This is a genomic window from Kordia jejudonensis (assembly GCF_001005315.1).
GTDB lineage: Bacteria > Bacteroidota > Bacteroidia > Flavobacteriales > Flavobacteriaceae > Kordia > Kordia jejudonensis.
The window spans coordinates 1-15,712 of sequence record NZ_LBMG01000023.1 but is presented as its reverse complement, the minus strand read 5'-3'; the positions used below and the strand labels follow the sequence as shown (position 1 = coordinate 15,712).

General features: G+C 33.7%; 13 protein-coding genes. 7 read left to right on the top strand and 6 right to left on the bottom strand.

Annotated features, from left to right (window positions below):
* The first annotated feature begins 1 nt into the window (after position 1).
* The 7 genes from AA089_RS11995 to AA089_RS11965 all read left to right on the top strand — a co-directional run bounded on the left by AA089_RS11995 (position 2) and on the right by AA089_RS11965 (position 8,948).
* Complete coding sequence (locus AA089_RS11995; RefSeq protein WP_046757199.1) at positions 2-1,240, top strand: DUF1015 domain-containing protein; 1,239 nt, start codon at positions 2-4, stop codon at positions 1,238-1,240.
* A gap of 163 nt (positions 1,241-1,403) precedes the next feature.
* Entirely contained in the window at positions 1,404-2,072 is a 669-nt protein-coding gene (locus tag AA089_RS11990) for a YggS family pyridoxal phosphate-dependent enzyme (protein ID WP_046757198.1), read from the top strand.
* Between the two features lie 58 nt (positions 2,073-2,130).
* A complete protein-coding gene (locus AA089_RS11985) occupies positions 2,131-3,495 on the top strand; it encodes an exonuclease domain-containing protein (RefSeq protein ID WP_046757197.1) in 1,365 nt (454 codons plus the stop codon).
* A 3-nt stretch (positions 3,496-3,498) separates the two neighbouring features.
* Complete coding sequence (locus tag AA089_RS11980; protein ID WP_082113263.1) at positions 3,499-5,460, top strand: DUF3857 domain-containing protein; 1,962 nt, start codon at positions 3,499-3,501, stop codon at positions 5,458-5,460.
* 90 nt (positions 5,461-5,550) lie between these two features.
* Positions 5,551-6,381, top strand: coding sequence for an ion transporter (locus tag AA089_RS11975; RefSeq protein WP_046757195.1), 831 nt, complete (start codon positions 5,551-5,553; stop codon positions 6,379-6,381).
* 8 nt (positions 6,382-6,389) lie between these two features.
* Positions 6,390-7,298, top strand: a complete 909-nt coding sequence (miaA, locus tag AA089_RS11970; RefSeq protein WP_046757194.1) for a tRNA (adenosine(37)-N6)-dimethylallyltransferase MiaA — start codon at positions 6,390-6,392, stop codon at positions 7,296-7,298.
* Positions 7,299-8,432: 1,134 nt separating this feature from the next.
* Entirely contained in the window at positions 8,433-8,948 is a 516-nt protein-coding gene (locus AA089_RS11965) for a cupin domain-containing protein (RefSeq protein ID WP_046757193.1), read from the top strand.
* Positions 8,949-8,962: 14 nt separating this feature from the next.
* On the opposite strand, the gene AA089_RS11960 is transcribed toward AA089_RS11965, so the two are convergent.
* The 6 genes from AA089_RS11960 to AA089_RS11935 all read right to left on the bottom strand — a co-directional run bounded on the left by AA089_RS11960 (position 8,963) and on the right by AA089_RS11935 (position 15,615).
* Complete coding sequence (locus tag AA089_RS11960; protein WP_046757192.1) at positions 8,963-10,513, bottom strand: delta-60 repeat domain-containing protein; 1,551 nt, start codon at positions 10,511-10,513, stop codon at positions 8,963-8,965.
* A 171-nt stretch (positions 10,514-10,684) separates the two neighbouring features.
* Entirely contained in the window at positions 10,685-11,398 is a 714-nt protein-coding gene (locus tag AA089_RS11955; RefSeq protein WP_046757191.1) for a response regulator transcription factor, read from the bottom strand.
* A 4-nt stretch (positions 11,399-11,402) separates the two neighbouring features.
* A complete protein-coding gene (locus AA089_RS11950) occupies positions 11,403-12,980 on the bottom strand; it encodes a sensor histidine kinase (protein WP_046757190.1) in 1,578 nt (525 codons plus the stop codon).
* A gap of 72 nt (positions 12,981-13,052) precedes the next feature.
* Positions 13,053-13,646, bottom strand: a complete 594-nt coding sequence (gene coaE / locus AA089_RS11945) for a dephospho-CoA kinase (RefSeq protein WP_046757189.1) — start codon at positions 13,644-13,646, stop codon at positions 13,053-13,055.
* Entirely contained in the window at positions 13,643-14,518 is an 876-nt protein-coding gene (locus tag AA089_RS11940) for a YbbR-like domain-containing protein (protein ID WP_156168987.1), read from the bottom strand. The genes coaE and AA089_RS11940 overlap by 4 nt, the downstream gene beginning before the upstream one ends.
* 89 nt (positions 14,519-14,607) lie before the next feature.
* Positions 14,608-15,615, bottom strand: coding sequence for a glycosyltransferase (locus AA089_RS11935; RefSeq protein WP_046757187.1), 1,008 nt, complete (start codon positions 15,613-15,615; stop codon positions 14,608-14,610).
* Positions 15,616-15,712: the final 97 nt, after the last annotated feature.

Here is a 15,712-nt window from a genome sequence, read left to right as displayed (position 1 = left end):
TTTGGCAACGATAAAACCATTCAAAGCGGTGCGTCCAACGCGTGACAAAGTTAGTTTAGTCGCTTCTCGCTCGTATCAAAGTTACACGCAAGATGAACGCGAAGCTCGCTTAGATTACAATCCGTTTTCGTTTCTACATATTGTAAATCCTGGTTATAAATATCACAAAGAAATCTCTGGAAAGGAGCGTTATACCTTAGTTCGGAATCGTTATTTGGAGTTTAAAGAAGATGATATTTTTATACAAGATGAAACGGCTTGTTTTTATATTTATAGAATTGTCAATCGTGAAAAGCAAGTTTTTACAGGCATTGTAGCTGCCGCGAGCAATGAAGATTATAAAAATAATGTCATCAAAAAACATGAAGATACTATTGAATATCGCGAGCAAGTTTTTAAAGAATACCTAAAAACCGTTGGTTTCAATGCAGAACCTGTGTTGTTAACGTATCCTGATTCTGACAAAATTAATTCCGTCTTAGAAAAATATACCAAAACGCGCGCTGAATACGAGTTTACAACTACATACAGAGATACACATTATTTCTGGAAAATGGAAAATACAGACGATATTCAAGTGATTCAAGCCGCATTTGAGCGCATGGACGAAATTTACATTGCTGACGGACATCATCGTTCGGCTTCGTCATTTCTTTTGGGAGAAGATTTAAAACAATCGAATCCTGAACATACGGGAAACGAACCGTATAACGCGTTTATGAGTTTTTTGATTCCTGAATCTGAATTACGCATTCACGAATTTAACCGATTGGTAAAAGACTTAAATGGTTTGTCTAAAGAACAGTTTTTGTTGAAACTCGATCAGTTTTTCCGAATCGAAAATCGTGGTTTAGAATTGTACAAACCGTCAAAAAAACATCATTTTAGCATGTATTTGGACGGAGAGTTTTATTCTTTATACTTACGTAGGACGAATTATGAATTTACCGATTCGTTAAGCAAACTCGACACACATATTCTTTATATTACGATCCTGAAACCCATTTTAGGAATTACCGATTTGCGCAACGATCAACGGATAGATTACGGATACGACAAACACAATGTCATTGAAATGAAAAACCGAATCGATCAAAAAGAATTTGCCGTTGGTTTTGGCTTGGTGCCTGCAAATGTTGACGAAATGAAACAAATTGCCGATGACGGATTGACCATGCCACCAAAAAGTACCTATATAGAACCAAAGTTAAGAAGCGGTGTTGCGATTTATGAGTTTTGATTTTGGGGGTTTTCGTTTTGGGTCTTGGGTTTTTGGTCTTGGGTTTTTGGTTTTGGGTCTTGGGTCTTGGGTCTTGGGAATTAGGGAAAAAATTTAAAATTTAGCATTTAGCATATAAAATTCAACATATAACATTTACCATTCAACATTTACAATTTAAAAGATGTCAATTTCAGAAAAAATAAAAGAATTACATACTACATTACCCAACCACGTAACGCTCGTGGCAGTTTCCAAAACGAAGCCTATAAGCGACTTGCAAGAAGCATATGACGCTGGACAACGTGTATTTGGCGAAAATAAAATTCAGGAAATGGCAGAAAAGTGGGCGCAATTGCCCAAAGATATTTCTTGGCATATGATTGGTCATGTACAGCGAAATAAAGTAAAATACATGGCGGAATTTGTCGATCTAATTCACGGTGTCGATAGTTTCAAACTTTTAAAAGAAATCAACAAACAGGCTAAAAAATACAACCGAATTATACGTTGTTTGCTACAAATAAAAATTGCCGAAGAAGATTCTAAATTTGGCATGGATGCTTCTGATGCTGCTTATTTGCTCGCTTCCGCAGAATTTACACAGTTAGAAAACATCCAAATTGTCGGTGTTATGGGCATGGCAACATTTACAGATAATACGGCGCAAGTTCAAAATGAATTTAAACACTTAAAAGCTACTTTTGACGATTTACACACCAAAAATCCGTCTTTAGAAATCATTTCTATGGGCATGAGTGGCGATTACAATTTGGCAATTGAAGAAGGCAGTACCATGGTCAGAATTGGCAGTAGTATTTTTGGCGCTCGAAATTATACGTCATCGAACTAAATAAATCCTTTGGATATTTTTATATTTATACCCGAAACAAAAAACGAAGACGCATAGCTTGTACGCAATAGTAGACATAGAAACGACTGGAGGAAAATACAATGAAGAAGGAATTACCGAAATTGCGATCTATAAGTTTGATGGACATGAAATTGTAGATCAGTTCATAAGCTTAGTAAATCCTGAACGCGACATTCAACCATTTGTCGTGAATTTGACAGGAATTAATAGCAAAATGCTTCGTGATGCCCCAAAATTCTATGAAATTGCCAAACGTGTTGTAGAAATTACACAAGATTGTATCATTGTGGCGCACAATGCCATGTTTGATTATCGCATTTTACAACTCGAATTTAAGCGCTTAGGATTTCCATTCAATCGAAAATCATTATGCACGGTAGAATTATCCAAAAAGTTAATTCCAGAAATGGAATCGTACAAACTTGGAAAATTGGTTCGTGCCTTGGGAATTCCAATGAGTGACAGACATCGTGCTTCTGGCGATGCATTGGCAACCGTAAAACTCTTTAAAGTACTACTCGATAAAGATGTTGAGAAAAACATCATACAACAAGCTGTTAAAACCGAGATTCGTAAAAAAGTGGCCACTCGCCTACTTGACATTGTAGAAAATTTACCTTCGGCAACTGGCGTGTATTATATGCACAATGTGAAAGGCGATATTATTTACATTGGCAAAAGTAAAAACATTAAAAAACGTGTCAATCAGCATTTTACTGGAACAAACAATAAATCCAAAAAGATTCAAAAACAAGTCGCTACGGTAACTTTTGAACGTACAGGAAGTGAATTGATCGCACTTTTGAAGGAAAGTGAAGAGATTAAACGTAAAAAGCCAATGTATAACAGAGCGCAACGAAAAACTGTTTTTCAGTATGCAATGGCTTCCTACAAAGACGCGAACGGTTATATTGGATTGCGAATTGAAAAAGCGGATGGACGAAAAAAGCACATTACAACGTTTACAAACATGTCGCAAGCCAAACATGTGATGTTTAAATTAACGGCTGAATTTCGTCTCTGTCAAAAAATAAATGAATTAGATCCTTCTAAAACGCAGTGTTTTCCCTACACAATTAAAGAATGTAACGGCGCATGTATTCAGGAAGAAGCCGTAGAAAGTTACAACAAACGTGTTCAGGAAGCAATTGAAAAATATAGTTATCAAAATAAAAACATGCTGATTATTGACAAAGGTCGTGTACACGACGAACGCAGCGCTATTTTGATAGAAAACGGGATTTACAAAGGATTTGGTTTTTATAGTTTAAACTATCAAGTAACCAACACGGAAGTCCTGAAATCAATTATTACACCAATGGAGAATAATAGAGATGTACAACATATTATTCAAAGTCATCTTCGCAAAAAAAATAGATTTAAAATTATCCTTTTACCCTAAATTATGAAATTATATTGCTTGTCTTTTCTTTTCCTAATCACGTTTGTGTGTGTCGGACAAAACCCTTTGAGTGAAAAATTTGGTGCGGTTTCCAAAGAAGAAATCAATATGCGTGTATATGAAAAAGATACCACTGCACATGCGGTCGTTTTGGAAGAATATGGCGATGTTTCGTTTCAATTGATCAAAGATCGAATCTTGTTAGTGAAACATTATTACACAAAAATCAAAGTTTTAGATAAAGATGGTGTACAACATGCTGATATTGAAATTCCATATTACCACACAAAAAAATCTAAAGAAAAAATTAAGGACATAAAAGCAATAACCCATAATGCTGATGGAAAAGTTCGACTTACAGATAATCAAGTGTTTACGATAGATCATACCGAGAATTGGTCTGCAAAACGGTTTACGTTTCCAAGCGTAAAACCTGGAAGTGTGTTGGAATATCAATACACGTTGGAAACGCCTTTTGTATACAATTTTGAAGGTTGGGATTTTCAGAGCGACATTCCAAAAGAGTATAGTGAGTTTAGTGCTAAAATTCCTGGAAACTATCGATACAACAGATCTTTGAAAGGTTTTTTAAAACTGGCAATCAACAAATCGAATGTAAAGAAAAGATGCTTTTACGTGCCTGGACTTGCCGATAAAGCTGATTGTGAAGTGTTTAAATATGCCATGAGAGACATTCCTGCATTTAAGGAAGAAGCGTATATGCTTTCCAAAAATAATTACATGTCAAAAATAGCTTTTGAAATGTCTGAATATTATCATTTTGATGGCGGAAAAGATGTGTATACCAAAACGTGGAAAGCTGTAGATAAAGAAATGCGAACCGATAGAGATATTGGTGCGCAAGTGAAACGTAAAAAATTCTTTAAAAATCAGCTTCCTGAGTCTATTTTAAATGAAGGATCTGAGTACGATCGGGCTAGAAAAGTATACGACTTTATCAAAGAACATTATACGTGGAATGGAGAATACGGACTTTTTAAAGATTCAAATGTAAGACAAGCATTTCAAAATAAAATTGGAAATGTTGCCGAAATCAACTTGTCATTGGTCAATAGTTTGCTTGGTGCAAATTTAAAAGCCGAAACCGTCATGCTTTCCACACGATCAAGAGGATTGCCAACGCAATTGCATCCTGTCATGTCCGATTTTAATTATGTAGTTGCCAAAGTAACTATTGGCAAGGAAGTGTTTTTATTAGATGCTTCGGACAAATTACTTTCGTTTGGTTTGACACAAGTTAGAGCATTAAACTACCTTGGAAGAGCAATGGATTTTAAAAATCCGAGTTATTGGCATACCATAAACCCGTTTGCAGAAAACCGTCAAAATACCATGATTAATATTGTGGTGGATGAAGATGGAAGCGTTAAAGGTAAAATTTCGCTCGTTGGCACAGGATATTTGGCATATGAAAAACGAAAAGAACTCGAGGATACTGATGAAGATAGCTACTTAGACGCTGTTGAAAAACGAATTCCTTTTATAGAAGTTTCTAAATATGATGTGGAAGGACGTACTGATGTCAATACACAGATTAAAGAATTTTTTATGCTCGATTTCATTGATGATATTTCAAGTGAAAACACATACATAGATCCGTTTTTCTTTAAACTGTTTCCATCAAATCCTTTTCGACTTGAAGAACGTAAATATCCAGTAGATTTTGCATATCCAAGAATATACACTTCACGATTTATTATGTCGATTCCTGAAGGTTATGAATATGTGAATCTTCCAGAAAATAAAACACTCAAACTTGCAGGAACGAAAGCCATTTGCGGTATGAAATCCGTTGCAAAAGATGGACAATTGAATATGACTTTCAAGCTAGTAATCAACGATTTTCATTTTAAAGCAGATGAATATCAAGAACTGAAAGCATTTTTTAATGATTTGTCAACGTTGGAAAGTAATACACGTTTGACCATAAGAAAAAAACTGTAATTGGTAAAAGCTACCAAGCATTGTTTGTAAGTTTAGTTGAAAAGATTTCTTGAAATTGAGTTTGATTAAAATAAATGGTAAATTGCAACTATGGCAAATTGGAAATCGAAACTTCACGAAATTATTTACGAAGCAGATACGCCCGCAGGAAAACTGTTTGATGTAATATTACTCATCCTCATTTTGGCGAGTATTTTATTGGTAATGCTCGAAAGTGTTAATGAATTTGCCACCAAACACGGCGATTTTCTGAACATTGCAGAATGGGTAATTACAATTCTTTTTACTATTGAATATTTTGCTCGAATTATTTCGATAAAAAAACCAACAAAATATATTTTTAGCTTTTACGGAATCATCGATTTGTTATCTACCGTTCCAAAATATTTATCATTATTTATTATCGGTTCGCAATCACTGATTGCCTTACGTGCTTTACGATTGATGCGAATTTTTAGAGTGTTAAAGTTGGCGCGTTACATTGGAGAATCAAACAATATTATGCGTGCGTTGAATGCAAGTAAAATCAAAATTGGTGTATTTATCATGTTTATTTTGATTTTGTGTACCATTCTAGGTTCTGTAATGTATTTGATTGAAAGTGGTCAAGATAGTGGCTTTACCAGCATTCCTAGAAGTATATATTGGGCAATTGTAACGCTAACAACTGTTGGTTATGGCGATATTGCTCCATTAACCGCTTTGGGACAATTTATCGCTTCAATTATCATGATTTTAGGATACGGAATTATTGCGGTTCCTACTGGAATTGTAACGGCTGAATTTGCCAATCAACACAGTAAAGGTGGCGTAGATTTGAATACGCAATCGTGTCCAAATTGCGCTGCGGAAAAACATCGAAATAAAGCTGAGTATTGCTACAATTGCGGAGAAGGCTTACATCCTGAAGAAACTGATTAACGTATTGTATGTCTGAGAACTATCTGATTTCTATTGTTGGCGCTACGGCTATTGGAAAAACGGCTTTAAGTATTAAACTTGCACAATATTTCAATACGGAAATTATTTCTTGTGATTCACGTCAGTTTTTTAAGGAAATGACTATTGGAACTGCGGTTCCATCGGAAGAAGAACTAAACGCGGCGACACATCATTTTATACAACATATTAGTATTTTTGACGCGTATAATGTTGGTCAGTTTGAAAAAGATGCCATTGCCAAACTTGATGCATTGTTTCAAAAACACAAAGTTGTCATTATGGTTGGCGGAAGTGGTTTGTATGTCGATGCCGTTTTGAAAGGTTTGGACGAATTTCCTAATGTAGATCCCCAAATCAGAGAATATTTAAATCAAGAATTGGAAGAAAAAGGCATTGTTTCATTGCAAGAGAAATTACAAAAACTTGATCCCGTATATTACGAAAAAGTTGCCTTAGAGAATCCACATCGTTTGATTCGTGCCTTGGAGATTTGTATTGGAAGTGGACAACCGTATTCGAGCTTTTTGAAAGCTGAAAATACGAAACGCAATTTTACTTCGATTAAAATTGGATTGACCGCAGATAGAGAAATTATATACGACCGAATTAATAGACGCGTTGACATAATGATGCAAGAAGGTTTGCTTGAAGAAGCTCAACAGTTGTATCCACACAAAACATTGAATGCCTTACAAACTGTTGGCTATCGAGAATTATTCAGCTATTTTGATGGCGATTTTACCTTAGATTTTGCTGTAAGTGAGATTAAGAAAAATACACGGAGATTTGCCAAACGGCAAGGAACTTGGTTTCGAAGAGATGCACAAACGATTTGGTTTGATTATGAAACGGAGATTGAAACAGTTGTAGAAAAGGTTGATTCGTTGATTTGTTGATTTGTTGATTCGTTGATTCGTTGATTCGTTGATTCGTTGATTCGTTGATTCGTTGATTCGTTGATTCGTTGATTCGTTGATTCGTTGATTCGTTGATTCGTTGATTCGTTGATTCGTTGATTCGTTGATTCGTTGATTCGTTGATTCGTTGATTCGTTGATTCGTTGATTCGTTGATTCGTTGATTCGTTGATTCGTTGATTCGTTGATTCGTTGATTCGTTGATTCGTTGATTCGTTGATTCGTTGATTCGTTGATTCGTTGATTCGTTGATTCGTTGATTCGTTGATTCGTTGATTCGTTGATTCGTTGATTCGTTGATTCGTTGATTCGTTGATTCGTTGATTCGTTGATTCGTTGATTCGTTGATTCGTTGATTCGTTGATTCGTTGATTCGTTGATTCGTTGATTCGTTGATTCGTTGATTCGTTGATTCGTTGATTCGTAAAGAAATCAAATTAACAGACACAAAGGACAAGAGTAAAAAAAAAAGAGTAAAGAGTAAAGAGTAAAGAGTAAAGAGTAAAGAGTAAAGAGTAAAGAGTAAAGAGTAAAGAGTAAAGAGTAAAGAGTAAAGAGTAAAGAGTAAAGAGTAAAGAGTAAAGAGTAAAGAGTAAAGAGTAAAGAGTAAAGAGTAAAGAGTAAAGAGTAAAGAGTAAAGAGTAAAGAGTAAAGAGTAAAGAGTAAAGAGTAAAGAGTAAAGAGTAAAGAGTAAAGAGTAAAGAGTAAAGAGTAAAGAGTAAAGAGTAAAGAGTAAAGAGTAAAGAGTAAAGAGTAAAGAGTAAAGAGTAAAGAGTAAAGAGTAAAGAGTAAAGAGTAAAGAGTAAAGAGTAAAGAGTAAAGAGTAAAGAGTAAAGAGTAAAGAGTAAAGAGTAAAGAGTAAAGAGTAAAGAGTAAAGAGTAAAGAGTAAAGAGTAAAGAGTAAAGAGTAAAGAGTAAAGAGTAAAGAGTAAAGAGTAAAGAGTAAAGAGTAAAGAGTAAAGAGTAAAGAGTAAAGAAAGTTAAAAATTTAATTTAACTACCAACATACTAAAATACCAATATTCCAACATACTAACATACCAATACACCAACATACTAAAATACCAACATACCAAAATACTAACATACCAAAATACCAACATACTAACATACCATGAGCGCAGCGAACAAATACCAAATAGAAAAATTAGTGGAAAGCTTACAACTCCTTCCGCATCCAGAAGGTGGATTTTATAAGGAAGTATATAGAAGTTCGTCAGTGATTCCTAAAGCTGCGTTGCCAAATGATTTTTCGGGCGATCGTAATTATTGTACGAGCATTTATTTTTTGCTCACTTCTGAGAATTTTTCTGCGTTTCACAGAATTAAACAAGATGAAATTTGGCATTTTTATGGTGGAAGCTCATTGTCGGTTCATGTGATTGACGAAAACGGCGCTTATACTGAACATAAAGTCGGAATGAATTTTAGCAACGGAGAACAGCCGCAATTGGTAGTTCCTGCAGGTTGTTGGTTTGCGTCAAGCGTATCAGTAAAAGATTCGTACGCGTTTGTAGGTTGCACCGTAGCACCAGGATTTGATTTTGATGATTTTGAATTAGCGGATCGTTCAACCTTACAAGAAAAATATCCTCAACATTCGGACATTATTCATAAGTTAACACGTTAATTTCTTAGAATATGTTAGTTTTTTAAAATCGTACTTGTTGTATTTGTTCCTGAGAATTTTATGTAGTAAACACCACTTGCATATCCTTTTAAGCTAACTGTATTATCTATCGTAGAGATTTCTTTGGTAAATAAACGCATTCCCAAACTATTGTAAACTTCAATTGTTACAGGTCTGCTGAAATTGTCGTTTTTTACATAAAAAACATCTTTTGTAGGATTTGGATATAAGGCAAATTCTCCATTTAAAACCGCTTCTTCAACACTTAGTATCACATTGTTTTGTGTTGGTAACGGGGAATAGAAAAAGAAATTATCCAAAAAACCACTAATGAAAAATTTCCCTAATATCATCAATTCATTATTTGAATTTACTGACATTTCATAAGGAAACATTTTTCTACGTTCTACTTCTGTAGGATTCCAACTTCCATCACCATGAAAAGAAGTATCTAAACTTCCTGTACTGGTAAGCTTTCTAACTTCAAAATTACTATATATTTCAACGCCAACATATACTTCTTGCGTTTCAGAAACTGCTATAGCAGTTTGCGGAAAAGAAATATTTGATATAAAATATTGTCCATCATCACTGAACGTAATATCATATGCTCCGTTGGCATCAATTTTAAAAACCCAGTAATACAGAACATTTCCGCTTCCAGCATTACAGCTATAACAGAATCCTCTAATAAACATAAATACGCTTCCATCATTATTTACATGAAATTTCTGTGGATAATGTATAATTCCAGAAGGTGGATTATATATAAACATACCATCACCAGCTCCGTAAGTAGTATCTAAACTACCTGAAGTATTGTATTTAACTAACATTGTGTTATGGTTTACAGAAGTAAACGCAAGTATTTTTCCATCTGAAAGAATATGCAAATCATGAATAGAATTACCTACATATGTAGAGGTAGCACCTGGAAAAATCGTACTTACATCTATAGTGCTGATTCCATTTAAACTAAATGTATTGTCATATGAACCATTATCATTCAGCCTGATAAGTGCTAAAGATGTGTTTGTACTTGTAGCTATAGTTCCTCCTACTATAATCTTCCCCTCGTTACTAATAAGGACTTTATGAACATCATTCGCATAACCATTGGCTATTGATACAATTCCATTACTGTTAAAACTAGTATCTAATGTTCCATTTTGTGTTAATCGGGCAATAAAAATATCTCTTTCAGTATTTGAATGTATAGCAATCCCAGTTATTACCACTTTGCCATTGCTATCAATTTCAATATCTCTAGCAGTCTGCTTTTCTGATCCAAAATTATAGATAAAAACTCCATCTATACCAAATGTGTTATCTAAAACACCATTAGGCAGATATTTTAAAACGGCTGTTTCTTCAAAATCAGTATTAGGGTCTTCAATGTTACCCGCTGCATAAATATTTCCCGCGGTATCATAGGCAAAATCATAAGCCCATACATTATAACCATTAATAGTGGTCTTTATAAAATTATACGTGTCTAAATTTTGTGAAAATAACGAACTACAAGTAATTAAAAAGGGAAGTAATAATAAGCAATATTTTTTCATAGCAGCTCAGTTTATACAAATGTACAAAAATTAAAATATCAATAATAAGACGCTAATTATTTACTTAAAAAGTGTATCCCATAGACTTACTAGGGATTAATTGAAAAAGTCGACATTACAGTCGACTATATTTCAATTGTTTAGGGGTAACAAATGTGTATAATTTCTATTTTATTCTGCTTTGTTTTTGATAACTAATCTAAATCCTTCGCCGTGAATATTAAGAATTTCTACATCTTCATCTCTTTTTAGATACTTACGTAGTTTTGCAATATACACGTCCATTGATCTGGATGTAAAGTAGTTGTCATCTCTCCAAATTTTCGTCAACGCCAATTCTCTAGGCATTAAATCATTTTCGTGCAGTGCTAGTAAACGCAATAATTCGTTTTCTTTTGGAGACAATTTGATAGGTTCTTCATTATCAAATGTTAAGAATCTTAATTTAGAGTTTAGGCTAAATCTTCCAATTACGAATTCGAATTGTTTGCTATCAGCTACAGAATCAGATGTTTTTCGTTGCATTATTGCTTTGATTTTCATCAATAATACTTCCGAATCAAAAGGCTTGTTTAAGTAGTCGTCTGCGCCTACTTTGTATCCTTTCATCACATCTTCTTTTAATGCTTTGGCAGTGAGGAAAATGATTGGAACTTCAGTATTTTTCTCGCGGATTTCTTTCGCAAGCGTAAAACCATCTTTGTACGGCATCATTACGTCAAGTATGCAAAGGTCGTAATTGTCTTTTTTGAATTTTTCAAATCCTTCCATTCCGTTCTTTGCATGAACAACGTCATAATCGTTCATTGATAGATAGTCTTTTAATACTGTTCCAAAATTCGGATCATCTTCTACTAATAAAATCTTTTTGTTTTGAATCTCCATGTGGTTACGATATTAGTGGTAATTTGATAATAAAGGTACTTCCTTTGCCTTTTTCACTTTCAACGGATACTTGACCATCGTGGTCGTCTATGATTCGTTTTACGTAAGCTAAGCCGAGTCCATGTCCTTTTACATTATGAATATCACCGGTATGTTCTCTATAAAATTTTTCAAATATTCTTTTTTGTACTGATTTGGACATTCCCTGTCCCTGATCTTTTACTTTTATTATGATATTATTTTTTACCTTTTCGGTATAAATGTCAATTTTTGGTTCTCCTTCTGTGTATTTGATAGCGTTGTCTAAGACGTTCACAAGTACATTGGTAAAGTGTGTATCATTTGCCATTACCATTGAGTCGTTTGCTTCTAAATGTGTTTTCACATATCCGTTTCTATCTTCAACAATGAGTTCTATGTGAGACATTGCATCTTCAATTAGGTCGTGAACATCAACTTCATCTTTCCGAATTTCTAATTGATTTTTTTCTAGTTTAGAGATTTGCAATACGTTTTCTACTTGTGCATGCATTCGTTTGTTTTCTTCACGAATCATTCTCAGGTATCGTTTTACTTTGTCTCTGTCATCAATTATTTTCGGATTTTGCACTGCATCTAACGCTAAATTGATTGTCGCAATAGGCGTTTTAAATTCATGCGTCATATTGTTGATGAAATCAGTTTTTATTTCTGAAATCTGTTTTTGCTTAATTAGTTGATACAGCGCACTCGAATATGCAATGATGATAATTAAGGTAAATACAATTGACATAATTGCCATTCCCATGATAGACGATAAAACGTATTTGTTACGCTTCGGAAAACTTACAAATAATGTATATCCACTTTCGCCTTCTAACGTTTCAAAGATCGGAACATCATACATTCCGCTATCCGTAATTTTGAAATTTTTAGATTTGATTTTTGTTCCTAATCCATCATCATATACACCAAATTCATAATCTAAATTTATACCAAGCTTATCGATATTATCTTTAAACAGAAAGTGTAAAAAATCTACAGATACACGTTTGTGTATGGGCACTTGCTTTGTAAACTCATCTATATCTTCCTGATATTGCGCCATTTTCATAGAGATATTATCTACTTCACGCATGCGTTCCACAAATGATATTCCACTAAAGTTGGCATCATCTAGCAAATCTTCTTTGTACACGGTACGTGTGGTAACGCGTTTATAGTTTTTTAAGCTTGTACTATCGTCTTTGTTATCAATGAACGAAGGGAAAATATTGTAATCTTCTTCTATAATTCCTCTAGTGTAAATACTAGTTTCATTATTTTTTTCGTTTCTACTTCGTATTTCTAAAACACCTATGATTTGTGAACTTTCAGGTTCTTCTATACTATCAATTAATTCTTGAAATTTAGTATAGTATTTCAGGTGTTCTGATTTGCTGATACTTTCAGAAACGTTGGTTAGAATTTGATTTGCATTTAGAGAGAAAGATTCCTGCTTTTCTTTTACCGCAGAAGCAATCCAATATCCTTGCACAAATATAATCCCGATGAGCGATAAACTCATCAAAATGACCAGAACAATAAATAATCGTTTACTCATTTGATCAAAATTAACGCTTAATCTCGGTTATTTTAACTTTTTAACCAAACCTTAACAAATATGTTAATTTTGTCAGATTTTCTCGCTATTCAGCAATATTTCTTGGTGTATTTTTTTTACTTGTTCTTTTGCTTTTGCGAGGTTGTCGTTATGAATAATGTAATCTGAAAGTGCTGTTTTTTTCGCATCACTCCATTGATTATTCATTCTACTTTGTATGGCTTCACGTGTGGTTTGATCTCTTTGTATGAGACGACGAAAACGTGCTTCGATAGGTGCAACAACGGTAATGATTTTGTCACATTGTGTATAGGAACCATTTTCAAACAAAATAGCTACTTCTTTGATGATGTATGCTTCATTGCGACGTTCATGATACCAACTTTTAAAATGCTCGCCAACGCGCGGATGTACAATTGCATTTATTTTTTGTAATTCTTCAGGATTGTTAAATACAATGTTAGAAAGGTAACTTCTATTTAATTCTCCATCGACATAGGTTTCATCTCCAAAGGTTTCTATCAATTCTTTTTGAATGATTTTAGAAGTGTTCATGAGTTTTTTTGCTTCAACATCTGCAATGTAGATGGAAACGCCTAGTTCATGAAACATTTTTGCGATGGTTGTTTTTCCACTTCCGATACCGCCTGTGAGTCCTACAATCATTTTTTTATTAAGAAGTTAACTTTTTTAGTATCAATTCGATATGTTTTTACTTTTGGGGGAAGTTTTCCAAGTTTTGGAATTAAAAAGGAAGCTTCCGTATTTTCTACTTCTTTGTAATCACAGAATATTGAAAAGTCATTTTCTGTTATTTGATCAAAGTCAGAAATGTTTGCCGTAAATGTAACCGTTACTTCTTTTGGAAATAATTTTATGGAATAGCCTTTGGGCAAATTGGTTACTTGCAAAGGAATATTGAGTTTCCCTTCTGTAAATTTATCAACCTTAGCGATTGCCTTAACTTTTTCAGTATTGTATGTTAATCGTTGTAAGGAATCATTTTTTAGCAGCTTTACGTCAAGTTCAATATCTTTATTGATCGCTTCAATTTGCTTTATTTCCGTAAATACTACTTTTTGAGCATCGACAATATCTTCAGGTCCTGAAATGGTAATTGTTTTGGGTTCAATTCGTAATGAGTCGTATAAATTGTACCCTTTTTCAAATGCTAGTGCTAATTGATGCACTACAGGCACTTCTTTTGTTTTGTTTTTTCCCAGTTTAAAAAATAATGTGTCGGGCGAGACTTTTAATATTTCCGTTTCTTGATAAAGATGTTTATTAATCGCATCGTCAGCTAACACGTAAAATGTTTCTGCTTCTTTGAATTTGTTTACTTTTTTTAAATCGACTTCAACGGTACTTTTGAAGAATTTCTGTCGCAACATTCGAAAACCAGTAGTTTTTACTTGTGCTTCTACTATATTTTCTTGACTTCCTAATAGAATTTTATCATCTGATAAGTTGGTATACGTAACGTTCATTTTGATGGTATCTGTATACGTATTTGATAGCTTGATTAGTGTCCATAACATGAAAGAGACGAAGAAAAAAATCAGGAAAGTATTTATTTTTCTTCCTTTAAATATTTCTGAAAATATATTTTTAATCCCTTTGAACATAGTTATTTTTTAAAGAATAATTTAGGAAATCTTTTTTCTGGATCGTTTTTGAACACCTTTATGGCAAGTGTCGATTTTAAAAATCCCCATCCATATCCGTAAAATTGTATACAAACGGCAAATACTGCCAACACAGCAATTTTGATATTTTTTGTGGTTCGCAACGCATCTAACAATATTGCAATAAAATATACGCCATATCCGAATGAAAACCAATGAAATTTTAAAAATATACTTGTGAGTATTGAAATTATAAAACCTATACAGAATAGTGTTGGAAACCAATAGGTAATTTTTGCGGTTTCAGGATGCCACAAATTTAAGATTGGGCGTACCATTCCAAATTTATTGACTTGAATATGAAATTTTTCCCACGAAATTCTCCGTTTGTGATATACATACGCCTTTGGAAGCAATGTGGTTTCATAGCCTGATTTCCAGATTCGTATGGTTAAATCGGGATCTTCTCCTGGATGAATTTGCCCAAAACCTTGTGTTTTTTCAAAAGCTTCTTTGGAAATTCCCATGTTGAAACTTCTTGGTTGAAATTTGTTTACTGCTTTTTTTCCTCCTCTGATTCCTCCAGTTGTTAAAAAAGCGGTCATTGCATAACTAATTGCTTTTTGTATAGTTGTAAACGAGCTATGTGCTGCATCTGGTCCACCAAAACAATCGTAATAATTTTCTTTTAGTGCTATGTCAACTTCAGTTAGGTACTGTGGCGGTAAAATACAATCAGAATCAAATATTAAAAAATAATTCCCTTTTGCGCGTTGCATTCCGTAATTTCTAGAGTCACCTGGACCTGAGTTCGGCTTAAAGAAGTAACTTATAGTAAGTTTACTTTGGTATTTTTCCACAATATGTTTGGCTGGAATCGTAGAGCCATCTTCCACAATAACCACTTCAAAATCTTGTTGAAATGTTTGTTTGACAATACTTTCCAATAATTCCTCTACTTCATCGGGTCTGTTATAGACAGGAACAATAATTGAGAATTTTAGTTGCATATCGCAAATATAGGGAAACAAAAAAAGCTGTTCAATGAAGAACAGCTTTTAATGATAATATATGTTTAAAAAAGATTACTTCACGAATTTAACCGTT